The sequence below is a fragment of the Haemophilus sputorum CCUG 13788 genome (genome assembly GCF_000238795.1).
Lineage (GTDB): Bacteria > Pseudomonadota > Gammaproteobacteria > Enterobacterales > Pasteurellaceae > Haemophilus_A > Haemophilus_A sputorum.
In genome coordinates, this window is sequence record NZ_AFNK01000078.1 from 58855 (window position 1) to 84464 (window position 25610).

Annotated in this window: 23 protein-coding genes; all 23 read right to left on the reverse strand. The window is 39.7% G+C overall.

Features of this window, described 5'->3' with window-relative positions:
* Positions 1–79: 79 nt before the first annotated feature.
* Positions 80–2689 (reverse strand): aminopeptidase N, encoded by a 2610-nt coding sequence (pepN, locus tag HSP_RS0109440; RefSeq protein WP_007526403.1) that lies wholly within the window; start codon positions 2687–2689, stop codon positions 80–82.
* 100 nt (positions 2690–2789) lie between these two features.
* Positions 2790–3710, reverse strand: coding sequence for a UDP-3-O-acyl-N-acetylglucosamine deacetylase (gene lpxC, locus HSP_RS0109445; RefSeq protein WP_007526392.1), 921 nt, complete (start codon positions 3708–3710; stop codon positions 2790–2792).
* 33 nt (positions 3711–3743) lie between these two features.
* Positions 3744–5018, reverse strand: a complete 1275-nt coding sequence (gene ftsZ, locus HSP_RS0109450; RefSeq protein ID WP_007526345.1) for a cell division protein FtsZ — start codon at positions 5016–5018, stop codon at positions 3744–3746.
* Positions 5019–5066: 48 nt separating this feature from the next.
* A complete protein-coding gene (ftsA, locus tag HSP_RS0109455; protein WP_007526369.1) occupies positions 5067–6353 on the reverse strand; it encodes a cell division protein FtsA in 1287 nt (428 codons plus the stop codon).
* A gap of 25 nt (positions 6354–6378) precedes the next feature.
* Positions 6379–7185, reverse strand: coding sequence for a cell division protein FtsQ/DivIB (locus HSP_RS0109460; protein WP_010129963.1), 807 nt, complete (start codon positions 7183–7185; stop codon positions 6379–6381).
* 1 nt (position 7186) lies between these two features.
* Entirely contained in the window at positions 7187–8098 is a 912-nt protein-coding gene (locus tag HSP_RS0109465) for a D-alanine--D-alanine ligase (protein WP_010129964.1), read from the reverse strand.
* 79 nt (positions 8099–8177) lie between these two features.
* Positions 8178–9605: a UDP-N-acetylmuramate--L-alanine ligase gene (gene murC, locus HSP_RS0109470; RefSeq protein ID WP_010129965.1), complete on the reverse strand. Its 1428-nt coding sequence runs from the start codon at positions 9603–9605 to the stop codon at positions 8178–8180.
* Between the two features lie 35 nt (positions 9606–9640).
* Positions 9641–10696 carry an undecaprenyldiphospho-muramoylpentapeptide beta-N-acetylglucosaminyltransferase gene (murG, locus tag HSP_RS0109475; RefSeq protein WP_010129966.1) on the reverse strand — a complete coding sequence of 352 codons (1056 nt, stop codon included), beginning with the start codon at positions 10694–10696 and terminating at the stop codon, positions 9641–9643.
* A gap of 118 nt (positions 10697–10814) precedes the next feature.
* Positions 10815–11996 carry a putative lipid II flippase FtsW gene (gene ftsW, locus HSP_RS0109480; RefSeq protein WP_010129967.1) on the reverse strand — a complete coding sequence of 394 codons (1182 nt, stop codon included), beginning with the start codon at positions 11994–11996 and terminating at the stop codon, positions 10815–10817.
* Complete coding sequence (gene murD / locus HSP_RS0109485) at positions 11996–13297, reverse strand: UDP-N-acetylmuramoyl-L-alanine--D-glutamate ligase (protein ID WP_007526323.1); 1302 nt, start codon at positions 13295–13297, stop codon at positions 11996–11998. Before murD ends, ftsW begins: the two co-directional genes overlap by 1 nt.
* Before the next feature lie 62 nt (positions 13298–13359).
* Complete coding sequence (locus tag HSP_RS0109490; RefSeq protein ID WP_007526288.1) at positions 13360–13677, reverse strand: hypothetical protein; 318 nt, start codon at positions 13675–13677, stop codon at positions 13360–13362.
* Positions 13678–13939: 262 nt separating this feature from the next.
* Complete coding sequence (mraY, locus tag HSP_RS0109495) at positions 13940–15022, reverse strand: phospho-N-acetylmuramoyl-pentapeptide-transferase (protein WP_007526294.1); 1083 nt, start codon at positions 15020–15022, stop codon at positions 13940–13942.
* A 9-nt stretch (positions 15023–15031) separates the two neighbouring features.
* Positions 15032–16426 (reverse strand): UDP-N-acetylmuramoyl-tripeptide--D-alanyl-D-alanine ligase, encoded by a 1395-nt coding sequence (murF, locus tag HSP_RS0109500; RefSeq protein WP_010129969.1) that lies wholly within the window; start codon positions 16424–16426, stop codon positions 15032–15034.
* A 216-nt stretch (positions 16427–16642) separates the two neighbouring features.
* A complete protein-coding gene (gene murE, locus HSP_RS0109505) occupies positions 16643–18115 on the reverse strand; it encodes a UDP-N-acetylmuramoyl-L-alanyl-D-glutamate--2,6-diaminopimelate ligase (RefSeq protein WP_007526388.1) in 1473 nt (490 codons plus the stop codon).
* Positions 18116–18125: 10 nt separating this feature from the next.
* Positions 18126–20156: a penicillin-binding transpeptidase domain-containing protein gene (locus HSP_RS0109510; protein ID WP_007526319.1), complete on the reverse strand. Its 2031-nt coding sequence runs from the start codon at positions 20154–20156 to the stop codon at positions 18126–18128.
* Positions 20157–20183: 27 nt separating this feature from the next.
* Complete coding sequence (gene ftsL / locus HSP_RS0109515) at positions 20184–20498, reverse strand: cell division protein FtsL (RefSeq protein WP_007526290.1); 315 nt, start codon at positions 20496–20498, stop codon at positions 20184–20186.
* A 12-nt stretch (positions 20499–20510) separates the two neighbouring features.
* Positions 20511–21452, reverse strand: a complete 942-nt coding sequence (gene rsmH / locus HSP_RS0109520) for a 16S rRNA (cytosine(1402)-N(4))-methyltransferase RsmH (protein WP_010129970.1) — start codon at positions 21450–21452, stop codon at positions 20511–20513.
* A gap of 206 nt (positions 21453–21658) precedes the next feature.
* Positions 21659–22249, reverse strand: coding sequence for a tyrosine-protein phosphatase (locus HSP_RS0109525; protein ID WP_007526384.1), 591 nt, complete (start codon positions 22247–22249; stop codon positions 21659–21661).
* Between the two features lie 66 nt (positions 22250–22315).
* Positions 22316–22510: a heme exporter protein CcmD gene (gene ccmD, locus HSP_RS0109530; RefSeq protein WP_007526332.1), complete on the reverse strand. Its 195-nt coding sequence runs from the start codon at positions 22508–22510 to the stop codon at positions 22316–22318.
* Between the two features lie 9 nt (positions 22511–22519).
* Complete coding sequence (locus tag HSP_RS0109535; protein WP_007526394.1) at positions 22520–23257, reverse strand: heme ABC transporter permease; 738 nt, start codon at positions 23255–23257, stop codon at positions 22520–22522.
* Between the two features lie 54 nt (positions 23258–23311).
* Positions 23312–23974, reverse strand: coding sequence for a heme exporter protein CcmB (gene ccmB / locus HSP_RS0109540; protein WP_007526407.1), 663 nt, complete (start codon positions 23972–23974; stop codon positions 23312–23314).
* Positions 23971–24597, reverse strand: a complete 627-nt coding sequence (ccmA, locus tag HSP_RS0109545; protein ID WP_029495394.1) for a cytochrome c biogenesis heme-transporting ATPase CcmA — start codon at positions 24595–24597, stop codon at positions 23971–23973. The genes ccmB and ccmA overlap by 4 nt, the downstream gene beginning before the upstream one ends.
* Before the next feature lie 142 nt (positions 24598–24739).
* Entirely contained in the window at positions 24740–25450 is a 711-nt protein-coding gene (gene hda, locus HSP_RS0109550; protein WP_007526315.1) for a DnaA regulatory inactivator Hda, read from the reverse strand.
* Positions 25451–25610: the final 160 nt, after the last annotated feature.

Consider the following 25610-nt stretch of genomic DNA (forward strand, 5'->3'; position numbering starts at 1 on the left):
TTATTATCAATGAGCAGAAAATTAGGAAAAAGGGTAAAACATACGACTAATGTTTTACCCTTTGGTGTTTTCGCCTAAATTATAATAAAGCTTTTTCTATTTTTTCAAATAAATCACGCGCTAAATTATCTAGGCCTTTTAATCGTTCTAGCCCTCTGCGCATTAAGGTTTGACGTTGATTATCATAGCGAGAAAGTTTAATTAAAGGTTCAATTAAACGTGCAGCAACTTGCGGGTTGCTTTCATTCAATTTAATCAAGACTTCTACTAAAAAGCGATAACCAGAGCCATCAACAGCATGGAAAGCTTTCGGGTTTTGGCTTGCAAAAGCACCGACAAGCGCTCTAACACGATTCGGGTTATTAAAATTAAAGCTTGGATGAGCCATTAATTTCTCAACTATCGCTAAAACGTCGTCATCCGGTCTTGTTGCTTGCAATGCAAACCATTTATCCATAACTAAACCGTCATGACTCCATTGTGCTTCAAAGTCTGCTAGTAGTTCTTCTTGACAAGCTAACTGTGCTTTCGTTGCAGCAGTTAATGCTGCTAATGTATCAGTCATATTGTCCGCTTGTTCATAATGAGAACTTACCAATTCCTCGCCTTGATCAGTAAAAGCTAGATAAGAAAGACAAACATTTCGTAATGCACGTTTATCAATATCTTCTGCAACAACACGATAAGCACCGCATTGATTTTCTTGATATAAACGGAATAAACGATCTTGGCAAGCTGTTGCAATCGATTCTAATAGATATTGGCGAACGACTGCGATACCTTGTGGATCGATAATTTTGAACTGTTCAGCAAACTCTGTTTCTTTTGGTAAAGTTAACATCAATGCTTTTAAGCCAGTATCGACTTTCTCATCATCCATAAGCACTTTGAGTGCTTCCAAAAAGTCCATATTAAACTGCATCAAGTCACCTTGATGGTAGTTAAATAAGTTTTCGCGTAACTCACGATTGAACAAGGTTTGGATCATATCCCAACGGCTAAAATCATTCTCGACGCAAGTTAATAAACGGATTAACTGTGCTGTAGTATAATCATAACTTAATCGAACTGGTGCAGAGAAATCCGCTAATAATGCAGGAATTGGGCGTTCACTAACATGGTAAAACTCAAAAGTTTGCTGTGCTTGAGTCAAACTTAACACATCCCCTACTGAACCATTTTTGTCAATTAACGGAATTTTTTGACCGCTTGTTTCACCATATAACGCTAATTTAACCGGAATATGTAAATTTAATTTCTCTAATTGATCAGCTGTTGGTTCAGTAAGCTGGCTAATATGCAAACGATAGCATTGCGTATTTTCATCGTACTCATCACGCACAGTTAATTCAGGCGTACCTGATTGGCTATACCAACGACGGAATTGTGTTAAATCAATGTTTGAAACACGCTCCATTGCTGACACAAAATCTTCACAAGTTGCTGCTTTTCCATCGTTTTCTGCAACATATAACTGCATGCCTTTTTGGAATAGCTCTTCACCTAATAAAGTATGAATCATGCGAATCACTTCCGCCCCTTTTTCATAAACAGTGACAGTATAGAAGTTATTCATTTCGATCACTTTTTCTGGGCGAATTGGATGCGCCATTGGGCTTGCATCTTCAGCAAATTGGACAGTACGCAATAAACGAACATCTTCAATACGTTTTGCCGAACGAGACCAAAGATCAGAAGTAAATTCTTGATCTCTAAAAACAGTTAACCCTTCTTTTAAGCTTAACTGGAACCAATCTCGACAAGTAATACGGTTGCCCGTCCAGTTATGGAAATATTCATGTGCAATCACGCTTTCGATATTAAGATAATCTTCATCCGTAGCGGTTTCTGGTTTTGCTAATACAAACTTAGAGTTGAAGATATTTAAACCTTTATTCTCCATCGCGCCCATATTAAAGAAATCTACGGCAACGATCATATAAATGTCTAAATCGTATTCTAAACCAAAACGTTCTTCGTCCCATTTCATCGCACGTTTTAGGCTTTCCATTGCCCAGCCTGCACGATCTAAATTACCGCGATCGACATAAATTTCTAACGCAACCTCACGTCCACTTTTAGTGATAAATTTATCTTCAAGGAGATCAAAATCGCCTGCGACTAATGCAAATAGATAGCTTGGTTTGAAAAATGGATCTTCCCATTCTACCCAATGACGGCCATCCGCTAGTTCTCCTTGTGCAATACGATTGCCGTTAGAAAGTAAATACGGATATTTGGTTTTAGAAGCGGTTATTTTTGTCCGATATTTTGCTAAAACATCTGGTCTATCAAGCATATAGGTGATTTGTCTAAATCCTTCTGCCTCACACTGTGTACAAATGCCTTCACCCGATTGATATAGACCTTGTAGCGAAGTATTTTGGCTTGGATTTAAAGCAGTTTCAATTTGTAGTTCAAATTGATCCGCTAAATCAGACACATCAATAGTTAACGCTTCATCATCTTTTTGATATTGCAAATAAGCTACGCCATTAACTTTCAATGCGAGAAAATCAAAACTATGTCCATCTAAACGAAGCGTTTTTGCGCCGACTTTTTTACGTTCAACTTTTAAAGTTGATGTCACAAAAGTTCTATCTGCATCTAACTGAATATCTAAATAAATGTCGTTAACTGTAAAATCAGGTGCTTGATAATCTTTTCTAAATTTTGCTTTAGGTTGCATTGGAAAACCCCACTGGCTTAAATAAAAAGCGAATATGTTATTTAAGAGAAAATAAAAATGGGTTAAGGCATTTAACCCTAACCCATTAAGATATGATTGACTAAATTAGGACTTGCTCGCTAATTCGATAACCTGCCGGTGCGCTTTCTTTGTCTTCAAAGGTCACAAATTCCCACGCATTTTCATTAGCTAAAATAGCGCGTAGTAATTTGTTATTTACACCATGCCCTGATTTATAAGCACGGAAATCACCTAAAATATTGTAACCACACATGAAGAGATCGCCCACTGAATCTAGCATTTTATGCTTAACTAGCTCATCTTTATAGCGTAAGCCTTCTTCATTGAGAATACGATATTCATCTAATACGATAGCATTATCTAAACTGCCACCCAATGCTAAACCAATAGATTGAAGATATTCAACATCTTTCATGAAAGTAAAGGTTCTTGCTCGGCTAATTTTCTGAATAAAGTTTTCAGCAGAAAGATCCATTTTGAAATTACATACTGATTTACTAATCATCGGATGATTAAAATCAATTGTAAAATCTAATTTTAATCCATGCGCATAAGGTCTAATTTCTGCCCATTTGTCCCCTTCTTCTACTCGTACAGTCTCTTTAATGCGAATAAATTTTTTCGCCGCATTTTGCTCTTCAATACCTGCATCTAGTAAAAGATAAATAAACGGACTTGCGCTACCATCCATAATTGGAATTTCAGGCGCATCAACCTCCACAATGAGGTTATCTAGTCCCAATGCTGCCATTGCTGCATTTAAGTGCTCGACTGTTGAAATACGAACACCATCATCGTTGATCATGCAAGTACAAAGTTGAGTATCACGAATAGATTCTGCACTTGCTGGAAAATATACCGCAGGCTCTAAATCCGTTCTTGCATAGATAATCCCTGTATTCGCCGGTGCTGGACGTAATGTTAAGGTTACCTTCTTACCACTATGCAAACCGATACCGGTTACTTTAGTTGCTTGCTTTAATGTTCTTTGTTTAATCATATGTATATCCTATATACACCGGCTAAATCTTAATTAACGGCCTTTCATGAAGCCTGGAATTGAACCCGGTGAAAACAACCCAGCTGGATCCACTTGTTGTGGTCTTGGTGTTGTTTGTTGTGCTGGCTGACCAAATTGACTTGGTTGAGCCTGCTGTGCTTGTTGCCCATAAGCCTGATTATTAAAACCAGGTTGTACTGATTGAGACGCTACAGACTGTTGTTGGAAACCACCTAATGTATTAGTTTGACTAACACTATTGGTTGCAACGCGTGGATCAGCTGCTTGTACATGTTGTTGGGTGTTTAACATTGTATTACGTGGCATTAGTAACTCTTCAGTTTGACCTAAACCTGTCGCGACTAATGTAACACGAATTTGGCCTTCCATTTCTGGATAGAAAGTTGAACCCACAATAATGGTTGCATCAGGGTCAACCGCTTCAGTGATGTATTCTACAATAGTATTTACTTCAGCTAACTCTAAATCGTCGCTTGAAGAGATATTCACAAGAATACCTTTCGCGCCAGATAAATCTACATCTTCTAATAATGGACTTGCAACCGCTTCAATTGCTGCTCGCTCTGCACGGCCTTCACCTTCTGCAAGACCTGTACCCATCATTGCACGTCCCATTTCAGACATTACGCGTTTTACGTCTGCAAAGTCAACGTTGACTAAACCTTCTTTCGTAATCATATCAGTAATACCTAATACAGCATTACGTAATACATTATCTGCTACGCTAAAGGCTTCTTTAAATTTAATATTTTTAGGGAGAACTTTTAATAATTTTTCATTTTGAATGATAATAAGAGAATCAACATGCTTTGAAAGCTCTTTGATACCTTGCTCAGCATAAGCTGTACGCTTTCTACCTTCAAAATTAAATGGTTTAGTTACGATACCAACTGTTAATGCCCCTTGGCTTTTTGCGATTTCTGCAATCACTGGAGCAGCACCAGTACCTGTACCACCACCCATACCAGCTGCGATAAACACCATGTCAGCACCTGCAACCATGCTACTTAATGCATCGCGGTCTTCTTCAGCTGCTTGATAACCTACATTCGGATCTGCGCCGGCACCTAAACCTTTAGTAATTCCAGCACCAATTTGGATGGTTTGACGAACAGAACTAGTACGTAAAACTTGAGCATCTGTATTCACAGAGAAAAACTCAACGCTACCAATATCCATCTCATGACTGCTTGTTACCATATGGTTTAGGGCATTACCGCCACCGCCACCAACACCAATAACCTTAATGATTGCATCAGGTGTAGATTCGAAAATAGGTTCGAACATGTTTTTTATCTCCCTAAAGAGTCGACGAATCGCCAACATCATAAATAATTAAAAACTTTTTTTGACATATGTCGCTGTTTTTTCAACAGCATATTTAACAGCTTCCCAAATACCACTAACTGGTTTAGGTACAGATACGCCTTTCATATTAGGCATTGTATTGTGGTGATTGTACTGTAAAAGCCCTAAAACGGTTGCATACTGTGGTTTACTTACATAATCGGTTAGCCCTTCAATGTTTAAAGGATTGCCAACTCTAACATGAGAACCGAAGACATTTTCAGCACATTTTACAACATCTTCAATCTGTGAGCCACCGCCAGTTAATACAAATCCTGCAATTAAATCGTGTTTTATGCCTTTTTGGAACAGATCTTGTCGTAATTGCATCAATTCATGCTCAACAACTTTAAATAAATCGGTATAACATTGACTTGTTACTTCCGCAACTTGTTCCCGAGTAAAACCTCTACGCATGGTTCCCGCTAAACCAATTACTTCAATTTTTTGATCAGCATGATGCGTTGGAGGACTAATTGCACTACCATATTTAATTTTAATATTTTCGGCTTCCGCTCGTGATGTTGCAAAAACGTTCGCCAAATAATCGGTAACATTATTACCTGCATATGGCAATACTTTACTAAAACGCAAAGCGCCATCGGTATAGACTAAAATATCCATAGTCCCGCCACCAATATCAATTAAGCAAACACCAAGCTCTTTCTCATCATCTGTTAACACAGAATAGCTTGATGCAAGACCAGAGAAAACTAAACCACTTTCGTCTTCTACTTTAAGTTTTGCACGCTCCACTGCATTAACCAGATTACGCTTCCAATCTTGATGACAAGCAATTAAATGCGCTTGTGCTTTTAGACGCATTCCAGATAAACCTAATGGGTTTTTTGTTGCTGGTAAATGATCAACTCGATACTCTTGCGGAATAATATGTAACATATCTAACCCATCTGGCAGTTTTACTGAACGAGCCAGATGAAGCGCTGAATCAATATCTTCTTGTGTCACTAAACCAGATAATGGCACCGTACCACTTTCATTTAAAGCCGTAATATGTTGCCCTGAAATTGCTAAGGTCACGCCCATGATGTCGCAATCAGCCATAGACTCAGCCTCAGCCACCGCACTTTCAATCGATCTTACCGCGGCATCGAGATCAATTACACCTCCGCGATCAATCCCTCTAGAAAGTGCTGTTCCTCGACCAAGCACGGTCACAACACCATCAGGTCTTACTTCTCCTACTACGGCAACAACCTTTGATGTGCCAATATCTAATCCTACAAGCGTTCGAGATTCTGCTACTTTTGTCATATTATTTGATTACTATATTTGCTATTTATTGTGATAATGGACGGAAACCAACCGCAGCGCCGTGTTCATAACGTAAATCTACATATGCCAATTGTTGTCCTTCCGGCACATTAATTTTAGGGAAAATGGTAACAAAACGATCGATTTTAGGTGTCCATTCTCCTCGTCCAAGGCGAAGCTCTACATTATTTGACAATGTAATTGCCCAAGAACCCCGGTTATCCATAGAAAGCGATTTTAAAGATAAATTCCTAGCTTTTAAATCTGCTTGGATATGATCCCAAGCCGAAAGCACAATTTTACTTTCTTTATCTGGGCCGAATAAAACAGGTAGCCCTGTTTTATCAAAACGATCAACAGGCAAGCTAAATACATCGCCTTGTGCTGATAAATATTGGATATTGTTCCAAATAGCAACGGGTTGGTATTCAATTAGCGAAATACTCAAACGATCAGGATAGACTTTCCGTACCACCACATCTTTTATCCAAGAAATTGTCAATAACTTATCTTTAACTTCTTGAATATCTTGACCGAAATATCCTTTTAGAGTCGGAGATTTCGATAAAGTTTCTCGAATATCAGCATTTGTTGTAAATTGCGTTTTATTCGTTAATGCATAAGCTCTAATTGGGGTTCGATCTAACGAATCCAATAAATTTTGCCAGTTGCTATAAACAATTACCATTAAGGCAAAACATAATAGCATAATCAGTGGCTTAATAGATACCAACCTTTGCGCACGAACTAAAGACTTTTTAGGTGCTTTCGGCGCCTTTTGGGTATTAAAGCGAACATTTTTATGTTTATTCTTCTTGCCAAAAATTGCCATATTAAGCGCTAAGCTCCAATACCTTTTCAACTAATTGTTCAAAAGAAAGCCCAACTGTATTTGCTGATTTAGGGAAAATACTATGACTTGTCATACCCGGGCAGGTATTCACTTCTACCAAACGGAATTGCCCATTCGCATCTTCCATAACATCAATACGGCTCCAACCACGACAACCCACTACATCAAACGCTTGTTTTACAATTTTAGCCACTTCAGCTTGGCGTTCGTCACTTAATGCTGGTACCACATATTGAGTGTTATCTGAAATATATTTTGCGTGATAGTCATAAAACTCGCCTTCCGGAATCACTTGAACGGCTGGTAAAACTTCGCCATCTAACACTGGTACAGAGTATTCTGCCCCTGCCAGGAACTCTTCAACTAATACAATATTATCGAATTCTAGCGCAGCTTCAATAGCAGGTTGCAATTCAGCTTCAGTTTTCACTTTAAACACACCCACGCTTGAACCTTCACTAGAAGGCTTAACAAATACTGGCAAACCTAATTTTGCAATAATTTCTGAAGAATTGACCGCTTGTCCTTTTTTAATTACGACCATTTCAGCAGTTGGTAAGCCTACTGCTTGCCATAATAATTTAGTACGGAATTTATCTAAAGTTATTGCTGATGCCATTACACCACAGCCGGTATAAGGAATCCCCATTTGCTCTAGCGCACCTTGTAATACACCATTCTCGCCAATGCCACCATGTAAAATATTAAATACACGTTGAATCCCTTTTTCTTTTAATTTTTCAATTGGAAAAAATTTTGTATCAATACCTTCTACATCATAACCAAGGCTTTTTAACGCTTCTGTTACCGCAGCACCTGAATTTAAAGAAACCTCACGCTCTTGCGATATACCACCGAATAATACGGCAATTTTTTCATTTTTAATGCTCATTTTATCTACTCTATTTATATTCTTTCTACAAGCGATGATATTTGTAAAAATATTTGCAAAAGCCACCGCTTGATCATAATTAAGCTTTCCAACTTTCCGCTAAACCACGAGAAATACGGCTCACACTACCTGCACCTTGCGCTAAAATTAAATCGCCATCTTGAATAATTTGATCTAAAACATCGCCTAATTGTTCCGTATCCGAAACTAAAATTGGATCAACTTTACCCAAGTTACGAATTGAACGACAAAGTGATTTACTGTCTGCACCAACAATTGGCGCCTCGCCTGCGGCGTAAACTTCTAACATCACTAATGCATCAACTTGTGATAAAACTTGTACAAAATCATCAAATAAATCGCGAGTTCTCGAATATCGATGAGGTTGGAATACCATGACCACACGTTTACCTTCCCAGCCTTGACGTGCTGCTTTAATCGTCACATCAACTTCCGTTGGATGATGACCATAGTCATCAACTAACATCACTTTACCATTCGGGCGAATAAATGAACCAAGTTGGTCAAAGCGTCTGCCTGCACCTTGGAAATCTGCTAATGCAGCTAAAATTGCTTCATTTTCAATGCCTTCTTCTTTTGCTACAGCTAATGCTGCGGTAGCATTTAATGCATTATGTTTCCCCGGAACATTTAATAACACATCAATACGCTCGCCGGTTGGACAAACAACCGTATAATGCCCTTGGAAACCCGTTTGTTGGTAATCTTCAATTCGATAATCTGCTTTTTCACTAAAGCCATATGTCATCACTTGGCGACCAACTTGCGGAGCAATTTCCATTACAGTTTCATCATCGGCACACATGACGGCTAAACCATAGAATGGCAAGTTGCGTAAAAATTTAACGTAAGTCGCTTTCATTTTCTCAAAATCGCCGCCATAAGTATCCATGTGATCTGGCTCAATATTTGTCACAACTGAAACCATCGGTTGCAAATGCAAGAAAGAGGCATCACTTTCATCAGCTTCGGCAATAAGATAACGACTTGCCCCTAGGTGCGCATTTTTACCAGCAGATTTAACCAAGCCGCCATTAACGAATGTTGGATCTAATTTTGCTTCAGTATAAATCATCGAAATCATTGCCGTGGTCGTCGTTTTACCATGCGTACCTGCAACTGCAATACCATGACGGAATCGCATAATCTCTGCCAACATTTGCGCTCGTTGAATCACCGGAATTCTCGCGGCTTTTGCTGCAGCCACTTCTGGGTTTGAATCATCAATGGCACTTGAAGCAACAACTACGCTTGCCCCTTGAGTATTTTCTGCTGCATGTCCAATAAATACTGTCGCACCCGCTTTTGCTAAACGTTGTGTCACTGCACTTTCCGCAATATCAGAACCTGAAATTTTATAGCCTTCATTTAATAAAACCTCAGCAATACCAGACATCCCAGCACCACCGATACCAATAAAATGAATTTGGTTAACACGGCGCATTTCAGGCACCAACTTTTTAATTTTATCTTGGAAATTTTGCATGATTGAATTCCTTACCATTTTAAGATTTTGCTTGATTATTTCGCTTCTTCAATAATGACCTGTGCAACACGCGCCGCTGCCATTGGCGTTGATTTTTCTCTTGCACGCATTGCCATTTCTAATAATTTAGATCTATCTGCAATTAAAGGCGCGAGCGCTGCATATAAATTTTCTGGGGTAAAATCTGGTTGTTCAATAATAATTGCCGCACTGGCATCCGCTAAGTATGTTGCATTTAAATATTGCTGACGATCTTTATGCTGGAATGGCACAAAAATAGCTGGTAAGCCTGCGGCCGCAATTTCACAAACCGTTAAAGCGCCCGAACGACAAATCACTAAATCTGCCCACGCATAAGCAGCTGCCATGTCGTCAATAAATTCAGCCGCCATACCATTACCAGTTCGTTGATAAATCTCTTCAACACCAGCTAAATTACCCCGTCCGACTTGATGGCTCACAAAAACATTTGCTCCTAATGCTGCTACAACTTGGGGAACCGTTTGGTTAATGACTCTTGCCCCTTGGCTTCCGCCCATCACTAAAATGTTAATAGGATAACCACGCTCAGCAAAACGCTCCATTGGTGAGGGTAAAGCGGAAAGATCAGCTCGAACTGGATTTCCGACTACTTCAGCATCTTTAAACGCTGTCGGAAAGGCTTGTAATACGCGACGAGCAATTTTGGCTAACCAAACATTCGTTAAACCTGCTACGGCGTTTTGCTCGTGTAAAATAACTGGCACACCACAAAGTTTTGCCGCAATTCCACCTGGGCCAGAAACATAACCGCCCATGCCCAATACCGCATCTGGCTGATATTGTTTAATGATTTTACGAGCTTGTAATACGGCTTTAAAAATCGCAAAAGGGGCTTTTAATAAAGCGCCTAATCCTTTACCACGAATACCTGAAATCTCAATAAATTCAATAGGAATACCATGTTTAGGCACAAGATCCGCTTCCATCCGATCTTTGGTGCCTAACCAGCGAATATCCCAACCTTGTGCTTGCAAAGCTTGTGCCACAGCAATGGCAGGGAAAACGTGTCCACCAGTACCACCTGCCATAACTAATAATTTTTTTGCCATTTGTTATTCTCTTTTTCTTGCACGATGCCTTTTTTAGGCAAATTCGTCATATTGTACAGGAAAATTGTATTTTTCGGAAAAAGAAAAGCGGTTTGTTTTTGTAAACAAACCGCTAATTTTATTCATTTTCTTTCAAGTGCGCATGCCCTATTCGCATTAGACGATTCTCATGATCGATCCGTAACAAAATTGCAATCGCCATCGACATAATCACTAAACTCGATCCACCATAACTCACTAATGGGAAGGTCAATCCTTTCGTTGGCAGGAAGCCAGAAGCTACGCCTAAATTTACAAAGCCTTGTAAGAAAATCCAAATTGCAATGCCAAAAGCACAAAAACCTTTAAAACGTTCATCTATTAACAAAGATTCTCGGCTAATTTTTAACGCCCGAACAGTTAGCAAAATAAGTAGAATAATCACCGCAATAATGCCAACAAATCCAAATTCTTCGCCAATTACCGCCATGACAAAGTCAGTATGGGCTTCAGGTAAATATTCCAATTTTTGAACAGAATTGCCTAATCCTTGCCCCCAGAATTCTCCTTGCCCAAATGCCATTTGAGAATTCGATAATTGGAAACCATCTCCATAAGCATCCGCAAAGGGATCCATAAATGAGGTCATTCGCTTCATTCGATAATCAGAAGTCACAATGAGTCCCATAAAGAGCATAACTGCCACAATCATCAAGAAAACAAATTGGCGAATCTTTGCCCCCATAATAAATAGCATGGAAAACGTGAGCACAACCAATACAAAGGTACTGCCTAAATCTGGCTGGCTAAGCAATAACACACCAAAAATAGCCAGCACCATTGCTGGGCGTAGGAAACCCCAGTTTTGTTGACGAATTTCATCAAATTTTCGCACATAGAAACTAGAGAAATAACAAATTATCGCCAGTTTCGCTAATTCTGCTGGCTGGAAATTCATAATTCCTAATGGAATCCAACGTTTTGCTCCATTGATTTCACGCCCAACGCCTAGTACTAAAATCAAAAAGAAAATAGAAATGGCTAATAAATAGACATTGTATTTTTCCCATGTTTCAATTTTAATCTGGACGAAAAACGCACACGCAATAATCGATGCAATAACGTAGCCACCATCACGCAACGCAAAATAAAACGGGTCATCATTTAAACGGGTACTAACAGGAATAGAGGCAGATGTTACCATCACAAACCCAAGCACCAATAGGCTTAAAAACAACCAAACCAAACTACGGTCATATAATGCCGTTGTTGAGGTCAAACGCGTCCACTCTACCCACTCATTTTTTATTTTTTCTAACATCAAGCGGTCGTTTCCTGTGCTAATTTTACAAATTCTGTTCCACGTTCTTCAAAGTTTTTAAACTGATCTAAACTTGCACAAGCTGGAGAAAGCAACACCATATCGCCCGATTTTAATTTTGGACGAATAGCAGCAACCGCTTCATACATCGTTTCAACCAACACACTTTGTGAAGAAAGTTTGGCTAATTCAGCGCCATCTTGCCCGAAGCAATAGCAAACGATATTCGGTTTATTCACTAATGGTTTTAATTCTGAAAAATCAGCTGCTTTACCATCGCCACCTAATAATAAATAAAGTGTGCCTGCCACTTCTAAACCATTAAGCGCTGCCACTGTACTGCCCACATTAGTCGCTTTGGAATCGTTCACCCAACGCACGCCATCATGCGTTGGTACAGCTTGGAAACGATGATCTAACCCACCATAAACTTGCAGTGCTTTCACAATACCTTCGCGGGGAATACCCGCCGCATCAGCCAACGCCATTGCAGCTAACGCATTCATCTCATTGTGACGCCCACGAATTAACATCTGTTTTGTCCCAATAATCGCCGTCTCTTCTGCATAAAGTACGCCATTTCGCAAGCTATATTCTGCATTGTGTTCTGCAAAACGAATCAATTTTTTAACCGCTTGTTCAGGATACGTTTGGGGATCTTCGCCATTCACAATGACGTTTTCTGCATTGTTATAAATTTTAAGTTTTGCTGCACGATAATCTGCAAACGAATCATATCTATCCATATGATCCTCACTCACATTCAGTACGGTTGCCGCAACCGCTTTGAGTGAAGAAGTCGTTTCAAGTTGGAAGCTTGAAAGCTCTAATACATAAAGCGCATAATCACCATTTAACAAGCTTAATGCAGGCACGCCGATATTGCCGCCCATTCCGACTTTAATACCCGCTTGCTTTGCCATCTCAGTTACTAATGTTGTGACTGTACTCTTACCATTTGAACCTGTGATGGCAATAATTGGTGCAGTTGCCTCACGGCAGAACAGCTCAATATCGCCCACCACTTCTACGCCTGCGTTAATCGCTTGCTGAATTTCAGGCGTTGCCAATGCAAGCCCTGGACTAATCACGATTAAATCGGAATTGAGTAGCCACTCAAGATTTAATCCGCCTGTATGTAATGGAATTTCTTTGGATAATTGTTCGATTCCAGCCGGTTTCTCACGGGTATCAATCACCTGTACTTTCGCATTTTTATCTGCAAAAAAATCGACACAAGATAAGCCCGTTTTGCCCAAGCCTATAATCGTTACTGTTTTATTTTCGTATTGATTTTGCATTTTTTATTCTCTTTTTGTTGTCTTACTTTCCCAACTATCCGCAAGCTAAGGAGTATAAATAACTATCTCTGCGGGCTTGTGTTTTTAGCAGGAATAAACGATTTCCAAGCTAGTTTTGAAGGTTCAATCGCTAAATCCGCCAAAACGTCATGCGTATTAAGATAACGAGCAGCAGGTAAGCCTCTTACACAAATTTTTTGCCATGCTTTGGGAATACGAATTTCTGCATATTCAGAGAAAGTAATTAAATATCTGCCTTCATATTGCCCATCTAACATTTTTTGAAATCCCGCCACTTTAGCCATGAAAAAGGCTGTGCCTTGTGGGATATTTTTGTCTGATACTGCCCAATCTTTGGTGTAATTTTTACAAGCAATCAAGTATTCTACTTGTTGAAGAGAAGAAGCGCCTAATTTCTAATATCCCGATCCGCCTTCCGCAATCATCATATTTAAATCAACACCTGTATAAACTAAAAGCGTTTTATTCTTCATTACATATCCTTTTGCAAACGTTTTGCTAAATCTGCCCGCTTGTTTTTCACATCGTTATGGCTAACTGTTTATTCATTGATAAAATAGGCTTTATCCCACCTTTGATTTTTCATCATATTTTGGTGGAAAAAAGCCTACTCAACTGACCTTAACGTAATTTCAATGTTACCAAGCCAATTAACACCAGCATTAAAGTAATAATCCAGAAACGAACAATAACACGTGGCTCTGGCCAACCTTTTAATTCAAAGTGGTGATGAATTGGTGCCATGCGGAAAATACGTTTTTGACGAAGTTTATAAGATCCTACTTGGAGAATAACGGATAAGGCTTCTACCACAAACACGCCACCCATAATCACGAGCAATAATTCTTGGCGAACCAATACCGCTATCGTGCCTAATGCACCGCCTAATGAGAGTGAGCCAACATCTCCCATAAATACTTGGGCAGGGTAGGTGTTGTACCATAAGAAACCCAAACCTGCGCCCACAATAGCGGTACATAAAATCACGAGTTCACCTGCGTTTTGTACGAACGGAATATGTAAGTATTGAGCGAAATTGTAATTCCCCGTTGCCCACGCGATTAAGGCGAATGCACTTGCCACCATAATGGTTGGCACGATTGCCAAACCATCTAAACCGTCCGTGAGGTTAACCGCATTACTGGTCCCCACAATCACAAAATAAGAAAGAATAACAAAGAAAATGCCAAGCTGTGGCATGAACTCTTTAAAGAACGGCACAACTAATTGGGTTGATGCAGTATCTTTTCCGACTGCATAAATGCCAAATACCGCAATTAAAGCAATCACAGACAACCAAAAGTATTTCCAACGTGCGATCAAACCATCTGTATTTTTACGTTTGATTTTCCAATAATCGTCCACAAAACCGACGATCCCATAACCAAATAAAACAAACAACACAAACCAAACATAACTGTTGCGTAAATCTGCCCAAAGCACAGTACTAATACCAATAGAGGCTAAAATCATCACACCGCCCATCGTTGGTGTGCCGCGTTTTTTGAAGTGGCTTTCAGGCCCATCATTACGTACTTCTTGCCCGAATTTTAATACTTGTAAACGGCGAATAACAGTCGGCCCAATCCATAATCCAATGCCAAGAGCAGTCAATAACGCCATAATGGCACGGAAAGTAATATAAGAAACGACATTAAACGCCGTATTAAACTGAACAAGATATTCAGCAAGCCAAACTAGCATAATAAATCCTTAAAATTGAATATGAAAAGCACGGCATAAATCCGCAATCAAAGTTTCCATTTTTTGGCTACGAGAGCCTTTTGCCAATAAAACAAGCGGTTGTTTTTCTGCAATTTTTTGCGAAATAATCGGTAACAAGAAATCGCTCATGGTTTGCTTGTCGGTAAAATGATGTTGTGCATTAGCACTAATTACTGCACTTTCTTTGCCAAAAGAGACGATTAAATCTAACCCTGCCTGTTGCGCAAAATCTGCAACTTCTTGATGACATTGCGCACTCTCATTGCCAAGCTCCGCCATATCACCTACCGCAAAAATACGAAATGCTGGATAATTTTTCAGCACAGAAATCGCTGATTTCATCGAATCAACATTCGCATTGTAAGTATCATCAATCAGCAAACAGTGCTCGTTAATTTCAACAGGATATAAACGTCCTTTCACTTGTGAGCGCTGTTCAAGCCCAGCTTTAACATCCGCTAAACTTGCGCCAACTGCCATCGCTAACGAGGTTGCCGCTAGAGCATTAGAAACATTATGTGCGCCTAAATAAGGCAAATTGATTTCAATTTCCTCTTCAAAGGCATGCAAAATGAAAGTTGAGCCGTTCAAATTAAGTGAGACGTTTTCTGCCCAAAAATCCGCATAAGAATCTTGGTCTGAACCGGTATAGCTAAAAGATTGCAATTCATGATCACCAATTTCTTTACGCCATTGCGGATAATAAAAAGCTTGGTTAATAATCGCTTTACCGTTTTCTTTGAGACCTCGATAAATTTCGCCTTTCGCAGCCGCAACGCCTTCAATCGACCCAAAGCCCTCTAAGTGAGCAGAGGCGACATTATTCACTAAGCAAGCATCGGGTTGTGCAATTGCAGTAGTATAAGCAATTTCGCCGATATGATTTGCACCAAGTTCGATAACTGCAAATTTATGTTGTTCTGTTAGGCGTAATAAAGTCATCGGCACGCCTAAATCATTGTTCAGATTGCCGAAAGTATAAAGCACGTCCTCTTCACAAGCGGCTGTTTTTTGCAAGATTTTTGCAGTCATCTCTTTCACGGTTGTTTTACCCGATGAGCCCGTCATGGCAACCGTTTTAGGATTCAATGTGCTTTTTAGCCATTTCGCTAATTGACCTAAAGCTAATCGCGTATCTGCCACAATAATTTGCGGCACCGCAATCGGCAATTCACGTTCAACAACGAGTGCTACACAGCCTTGCTCAACAGCTTTTTCTGCATAATCATGTGCATCAAATTTTTCGCCTTTTAATGCAAAAAACAAGCCATTTTCGACCGCTTGTCGCGTATCAGTACTGACTGTCGATACCGTTACATTACCATCACCAAACAGCCTTGCATGAAGGATTTCGGCGATTTGTTGGGTTGTTTGTTTTATCATTATTTTCCTCCTAGGATTGTTACCCTAGGTTACGCATAAATTATGCCCCGCTGGGGCAGCTATTTTCTTCATTAAAATTCGATGCTTAGAGATCATCCCCTCTTTAGCAAAGAGGGGAGGGGGAGATTTGGCAGAAGTAAAAACGGAGTCCATACGAAAAATAAACATCGTAATCAAATCTCCCCTAACCCCTATTTTCTAAAGAGGGGGATCTCCCTACAAATACTTTCTAGCCACTTCCTGATCTGAAAAATGATGCTTGGTCGTGCCAATAATTTGATAATCTTCATGTCCTTTGCCAGCGATTAAAATCACATCTTGCGGTTTCGCTTGCAGAATGGCAGTTTTAATCGCTTGTTCGCGATCATGAATGACTTGAACAATACCAACATTCTCAAAGCCCTTAAGAATATCTGCCATAATTTTCTGATTATCTTCAGTACGCGGATTATCATCTGTCGCAATCACACGATCTGCAAGCTGTTCAGCAATTTTTGCCATCATTGGACGCTTACCTGCATCACGATCGCCACCACAGCCAAAAATACAATAGAGTTCGCCTTCAGCGTGAAGTCGTGCAGCTTGTAATGCTTTTTCTAAAGCATCAGGCGTGTGAGCATAATCAACCAACACCAGCGGGCGATTTTCCGCAGTCACACACTCCATTCTTCCAGCCACGCCTTTAAGAAGCGGTGCGGTTTCAACTAATTTTTGCAAATCATGTCCAAGCACTAACAAGCCAGCTAACGCGAGCAGTAAATTGGCGACATTAAATGCCCCAATTAACTGGCTATGTAAAGTGCCATTGCCCCAGCTTGATTCAAATTCAATGGTCGCACCTTGTAAGGTAAACGCGACACGAGTCGCTTTAACATATCGGTGTGAAGTTTGAAAATCAGGATTTACGCTTACTGCAACGGCATCAGACAATTTGGCTAACCAATCTGCACCCATTTCATCATCGGCGTTTAACACCTTAGCCTTAGTATTAAGCTCACTAAACAAGCGGAATTTTGCCGCAGCGTACTCTTCCATTGTGTGATGATAATCAAGGTGGTCTCGACTTAAATTGGTAAACATTGCCAAATCAAATTGTAATGCTTCCGCGCGATACTGCACTAAACCGTGAGAACTCACTTCCATCGCACAAAAATCAGCACCAAGCGCAATAAAGTTTGCAAGATTTTGTTGAATTTCAACTGCAGAACCTGTGGTGTTAGCCGCTTCTTGAACTTGCCCAAATAAGCCATTACCAATTGTCCCCATTACAGCAGATTTGCCACCCAGTAAATTATGCCATTGCGCTAACAGCTGGGCTGTTGTCGTTTTGCCATTTGTGCCGGTAATGCCCGCTAACGTCAATTTTTCGCTTGGATTGCCATAAAATGTTCCAGCAATTTCAGAAAGTTTTTTTGCTAAATTGGGCACATTCAACACGCAAGCGGTCGAATTTGTAAAATCTTTTGCAATTTCTACCGCTTGTACATCAGCTTCGGCTTCAGCTAAGACTAACGCAGCCCCTTGCTCAATGGCTTTAGGAATAAAATTTCTGCCATCTACGCTATGGCCTTTTAAAGCAACAAAAACATCGTTTTTGCCCACTTTACGGCTATCTAGCGTCATTTGATTTAATTGAATGTTTGGCAGCTTAGTCGCTAATGTTTGAAAAATGGAAATTAAACGGTTCATAAAGTAAGCCCTATTGCGTCACCGGATGATGTTCGCTGTTTTCTAAATTATCCGGTTTGATATTTTTTGCTTTTAAGGTGTAACCCATAATTTTTGAGAATAACGGAGCAGAAACCGCCCCCCCATAGTATTTGCCTGCTTTAGGTTCGTTGATCAGTACCACTAAAGCAAAACGAGGGTTACTCGCTGGTGCTAAACCTGCGGTATAAGCTAAGTATTTCTCAACGTATTGCCCTTTTTCGAGCTTACGTGCTGTACCCGTTTTAACCGCTACGCGATAGCCATCGATCATCGCTTGTTGTCCGCCTTCGCCCTTTTGTGCAACACTTTCCATCATATGCACAACTTCACGCGTTGTTTTTTCAGGTAATACACGCTCACCAATGACTGGAGGGTCAACCCGAGTAATCGAAAGTGGACGATAAATACCAAAGCTGCCTAAAGTTGCGTAAGCACGTGCTAACTGTAGTGGTGTTACATTCAATCCATAACCGTATGCCATCGTTGCCCGTTCAATATCGGACCAGCGTTTACGATCACCATTCGTTCCGCGCTGTTCACCAAGCCCTAAGCCTGTATCTTTACCAAAACCCACTTTACTGTAAGTATCCACTAATGCAGTAGAAGGCATCCGTAAAGCCAAACGGCTCACCCCGATGTTACTAGATTTTTGTAAAATACCTGTAAGAGATAAGCTTTCTCTTGGCGCAACGTCTCTGATAGTATGTCCGTTAACCGTGAATGGGCGAGTGTTAATAATTTCACCGCGATAAGTCGCACCATTTTGTAGCGCCGTCAGTACGACTAAAGGTTTAACGGTGGAACCCGGTTCAAAGGTATCGGTAATAGCACGGTTACGCATCAATTCTGGGCGGAAACTATCACGCTTATTTGGGTTAAATGACGGCGCATTTGCCATCGCTAACACTTCGCCCGTTTGCACATCCACTAACACTGCAGTGCCAGATTCCGCATTATTTTCCTGCACCGCTTTTTTAATTTCTCCATAGACCATGGATTGCAATTCTTCATCAATACTCAATACAACATCTTGTGGATCATATTGTTTTTCATCACGAATATTTTCAATGACATTACCACGAGCATCTTTTCGAATGACCTGACGACCATTTTTTCCGATGAGTAAAGAATCAAAGCTACGCTCTATCCCTTCACTACCATGAATATCATCTACATCGGTAAAACCAATAAGCTGTGACGCTTCTTCTGCCAAAGGATACATTCGGCGAGATTCAGCTTTAAGCACAATACCATCAAGTTTGAGTTCTTGTGCATAGCGCGCAATCGCTTCTGATTCATGGCGAGAGAGGTAAAGAAAACGCAGACGAGCAGATTTATAAAGACGATCCATTAAATCGTTATATTTTATGTTGGTGGCTTTGGCTAACGCTTGCCATTTTTCTCGCTCAACTTTTGCTTGCTCATTATCTAATTGTACAAATGCTGAATTTGGATTGCTTCGAACCTTTTCAATCAACAAACTTTTTTCAATACCAGAAACGTCTGCGAGTAAATCCCAATATTTTGCATCTTGGCTATTTAAAATCGCCCGAGGATCAAAATCGACTTTTTCTGTTGATTTATTTTTTCGTTCTAAGAAATTAGAGACACTTTTTTCAATTTTACTTTTTGAGCTACCCGTTTCAATCGCTAAAGCTTTCCAACTTTCTGAAGTGCGTTTTACTTTGCTATCAAAATACTCTCGCGGATCTATCGTAATCGAATAAACTGGCACACTAATAGACAAAAAACGTCCATCGCGATCTAAAATACGACCACGTGTAAATGGTAATTCTTTAGTACGTAATGAGCGGTTATTAGCTTCTTCAATTAAACGCTCAGAATCAAAAATCTGAATATCGGCGACTTTCCAAACTAGCCCTGAGAGCATGGCAACCATCACTAAAGCGACCGTACCAAAGCGTTTATATAAATAGCTCGGTGCCGGTTGCATTTCAGGCGCATTTTTTGCTGTGCCTTGCGATTGAGCCTTACGTTTTAATTTGACTAACTTTGCCATGAATCTATGTGTTCTCTTTCGATATAATTATTCTACAAGAATCACTTCTTGCTCTTTTTGAATGGATTGCAATCCAAAAGTTTTTGCAGCCGCCTCTACCCGCGCTTTTTGGCTTTTAGAGTTTTCTTCTAATTGTAAATGGATATATTGATTATCCAATTTACGATTTGCCTGAATATATTGCCCTTGTTCTGCCGTTAATAAGCGCGTTTGATGAGTAACCCAAACTGTGCCAATAGCAGTAAAAACAATACCAAGTAACAATAACACTGGGAGCTTATTGTGGTTGATAAAATCATCACTGATGATTTGAAATAAGGGATAACGTTCACGGTTTAACATACAGTCCTCAACTTATCTTTTCTCAGCCACTCTTAACACCGCACTACGTGAACGCGGATTCTCACGAATTTCTTCTTCACTTGGCATAATTGCCTTGCCAATCGCTTTTAAGGGAATATCTTTATTCAGTTCACTTTCTAAAATCGGTAAACCACGCGGCACTTCTTTTCCTTTACTATTTTTCTTAATGAATTGCTTAACCATTCGATCTTCAAGCGAATGGAAGCTAATGATAGATAACCGACCTTGAGGCGCGAGTACTTCGATAGCAGATTGTAATGCTTGCGCAAGCTCTTCTAATTCGCTATTGATAAAAATACGAATCGCTTGGAAACTACGGGTTGCCGGATGTTTATGTTTATCTTTAAACGGCACTGCATCACTAATGATTTGCGCTAATTGCAAAGTTCGGGTAATTTTTTGACCGCTTGTACGATTGAAATTCACAATCGCAGTTGCAATACGCTTAGCAAAACGCTCTTCACCAAATTCTTTTAATACCCAAGTCAAATCTTCAATAGAAACCTGATCTAACCACTCTGCAGCAGAAATCCCTTTTGTGGTATCCATACGCATATCTAATGGCCCATCGCGCATAAAACTAAAGCCACGTTCTGCATCATCTAATTGCGGTGAAGAAACACCAAGATCCAATAGAATGCCATCAATTTTGCCCATTAAGCCAAGTGACTGGCAAACCTCTGGAATTGCAGAAAAAGCCGTATGGTGAATTTCAAAGCGTGCATCTTCAATCGTATTTGCTTGCGCAATAGCACGCGGATCGCGATCGGTTGCGATCAATCTGCCTTGTTCACCTAATTTAGAAAGGATTAGTCTAGAATGGCCACCACGCCCAAAAGTGCCATCAATATAAATACCATTTTCTTTAATTGCTAAGCCTTCAACAGCTTCATGTAATAAAACGGTAATATGTTGATGATCTGCGCTTTGCATGTCGGTTCTCGATAGATAGTGAATAATAAAAAAGAGTTTATTTAGGGAGGAAAAGTTCCTCACAAAGTAAGAAATTTTATCGGTTCATTCCCAGTGGGGCAAGCAGTTTTACTGATTAAAAAAAATTAATTTAATGGGCAAAGAAAAAGCGGTCGAATTTTGCAAAACTTTTACAAAATTCGACCGCTTGAAAACAGATTAAACGGTTATTTTTTAGCTAATTCATCCAAGCGCTGTTGAATTGCTTGAACATTTTCATCTGTGAAGAAATTAGGCATATTTTGCCAAATCGAATGAAAACCATAAGGCCCTTGCATCATCTCTCGTTTGGCTTCTGCTAAAGGCCATTTTTGATAAATCACCCGATACATCGCTGAAATTAAACCAGTACGATCTGCACCATGATAGCAATGCACCAAGACCCCTCCTGTTTGTTGCGCTTGGCGAATTTGCCACAAGACATCTGCTACTTCTTGTGGGCTAATCGACCATGAAATTAACGGCGTATTCACCAACTTGATGCCAGTTTCACCAAATGCTTCCTGATCATCATTACGGTCAAAAAAGCGTAGGTTCACAATCGTGCGAACATCATGCTGCTTAAGTAACGGGTAATCTTTTGCGCTAAGCTGTTCACTTCGAAAGAGTTTTTTATCAACCTGATAAAGATTCACAGATTTATCAACAACCTTGGCCCAATGCCCTGTATTTTCAGGTGGCATTGGTGGCGTGCTTGTTTGACAAGCGCTGAGTAAAATAACACTCGCGAATAGAGCAGATAATTTTGTGGTTCTCATATTTCCTCACAATGAGACATTAAGGTGATTTTGCAAAAATTTCACCAAAATGAACCGCTTGCTTTGTTATTTTTTCTGCTGCGCTTCTCGTTGAACTTCACGCTTCGCTTTATGCAGAATTTGTTGCTGCTCACGGCGAGAATAAATAATTAGCCCAATCATCGCCGCAATAGAAACGCCGTAAGAGAGCCATACATAAAAGCCATAATTCCCCATTGCGAAAAAATCGCCAAGGCTTTCAAATTGAAAAGATAAATTCATTCAGTGCTCCTATTTTGTATTCACTAACGCTTTAACCCAAGGACGTTTATATTCATCATTTAATAAAGCAATACGATAACGCCAAATACTAAACCACGCGGTAAATAGTAAGCTACCGAAAATTGCGAGTAATAACGGAATAAGCATTTCAACAGCCATTGATGGCTTATCTAATTTAGTAATGGTTGCACCTTGATGAAGCGTATTCCACCATTCGACCGAGAAGTGGATAATTGGCAAGTTAATCACACCAACCACCGATAATACGCCCGCTGCTTTCGCGCCGGTTTGTTTATCTTGGAAAGCTGAATATAGCGCCATCACACCAATATATAAGAAAAAGAGCACTAAAGCAGAGGTTAAGCGAGCATCCCATACCCACCAAGTTCCCCACATTGGTTTGCCCCAAATTGCACCGGTTGCTAACGAAATAAACGCAAAAACCAGTCCGATAGGTGCCATGGAAATCATCGCTAAATTAGCTTGGCGAATTTGCCATACTAATGCCACTAGCCCTGCTAATGCCATCGACCCGTACACGCCCATTGACCAAATTGCTGCTGGCACATGAATAAAAATAATACGGTAGCTATCACCTTGCTGATAATCTTTTGGTGCAAAAGCCAAGCCCCAAATAAATCCAACGACTAATAAAATTAGGCTTAACCAGCCAAGTGTTGGTTGGATTTTTCCTAATAAGCGATACTGTGTTTCAGGTTTCGCATAAGGATGCAGAAATTTCCACATAGAAAATAAACTCCAAATTGGTAAGAAATTAGAAAAAAATAACCGCTTGTTTGACTACTGCAAGCTAATACGCAACGCACCAGCAATCGCAAAAGGCGAGAAAGTAAGCGTAATTGCTAATATTGCGCCAATAATTGCTAACTGCCCGCTATATCCCATATTCAATGTTGCCGCTTCTAACACCGCTGCAGCAAAAATAAGAACTGGTAAAAACAGTGGCAAAATCAATAAACTTAGCAAAGTGCCACCTTTTCGTAATCCAACCGTTAAAGCGACCCCAATCGCTCCTAAACAGCTTAAAATAGGTGTGCCTAGCAATAAAGTCAGAACTAAAGCCCACCAAACATGCATCTCTAATGAAAGTAAAACCGCTGCTATTGGTGAAAGCAGAATCAGAGGCAATCCAGTTAACAACCAATGTGCAAGCACCTTCGCTAAGGCGACTTGAGGCAAACCAACAGGTAATAACATCAATTGTTCTAGTGAACCATCTAAATAATCGTCTTTAAACAAACGTTCAAATGAAAGCAATGCAGACAACAATGCCGCTACCCATCCAATACCTGGAGCGATTTTACCTAGTAGTTCAGGATTCGGCCCCATTAACAATGGAAAAAGCGTAATAATCATCAAAAAGAACCACAGCGGATTTAAAATTTCCGCTGGCTTACGAAAGGCGATAGCAAGTTCTCGACGAATAATCGTAAATAAAATCATAATTTAAATTGATCTAATGAAAGAATCTTAACTTTTTCACTTTGTGCTGTTTGATGGCTAGTAAATATCACCATGCCTTCATTAGCACAATGTTGCTCAATATGACTAATCAATGAAGCGACACCTTTTTTATCAATAGCGGTGAAGGGTTCATCTAAAATCCAAAGTTTTTGTTTAGTCAGCCATAATTTTGCTAACGCCACTCGTCTTTGTTGCCCTGCAGAAAGATGAGAACAAGGTAAATCTTCTCGCCCAATAAGTGCGACTTTATCTAAAGCTGCCCACAAGGTTTCATCACCTAAATCTGAACCTTGTATCTTCTGATAAAAGCGTAAATTCTCCCATGGGGTTAATTCAGGCTTCACACCCGCATGATGCCCTAAATAGAACAATTCTGAATAATAGGCCTCTCTATCTTGATGAATAGGTATGCCATTCCAAAGCACTTGTCCTTCAGCAGGCAAAGCAAGACCAGCTAAAATGCGTAATAAGCTCGTTTTACCAATGCCATTATGACCTTCTATTTGAATCCACTCTCCACTGCAAATTGAAGCGGAGCAGCCTTCAAACAGGCGATTCTCACCTCTTTCACATGCAATGTTATTAAGCTCAAGTCGGTTCATATTCTTATTCGTTAATGCAAAATTTAAAGTAGGCAGTTTAGCATAAGCGCTTAAAATCATGTAGCTGAAAAGGGCAAATTTGTGAGTCACAAGCGGTCTATTTTTAGCTTTTCTTTGCAAATTTTGATGGGAATCAACCTACTTATAACTGTAAGGTTTCTTTAACAAAAGGCAGCGTTAATTTTCGCTGTGCTTGGAGAGAAGCCTGATCAAGCTGAGCCAGTACTTCTAACAGAGATTTTAGGTCTCTATCCAGATGTTTAAGAAGAAAGTTTGCTACTTCTTCAGTTAATTCTAGCCCTTTACTATAAGCTGCTCGCTGTAAGATTACGCGTTTTTGTTCATCATTAAGATCAGGAAGATGATAAACCTCTCCCCATGTTAAACGAGAACGCAAATCTGGTAATTTTATTTGAAGCTGATGAGGGGGGCAATTCGCAGAAATGATCAACAAAGTCTTATTTCCATTATGAAACAAACTTTGTTGTTCTCTAATTTGATTAAATAGATTAAAAAGGGCTAACTCCCATTCGTCATTACCAGCAACTAGCTCTAAATCATCAATACAGACTACGTCTAATTTATCTGCATTGTCTAATACTAAAGGCGAGAAATACTGACTTTTACTTAATGGAATGTAACTTGCACTCTGTTCATTTAACAGATAATGGTTGCTGATGGCTTTTAATAGATGTGTTTTACCCGAATTCGAACCACCCCAAATATAGAAAAAAGGTTGTTGAACTTCAACAAAATTCTGACGTAGAGAAGCTAATAATCCTTCATTATTTTCAGTATAAAAATTCTCGAAGGTATCTTCATCAATTTGTAAAATCGGCAGGGAAAGTTGCAAAACGAATTTAATCTATCAGTTAATCACTATGGCTGAAAGAATAACGGAAAAGTCTGCTATTGAAAAGCAAATAATAAAAGGAATGTGAGAAGTAAAGAGAGGAGCTATATCATCATGATGAACGAGCTTTAAAAACTGAATATCTAATTTAACATCTTTT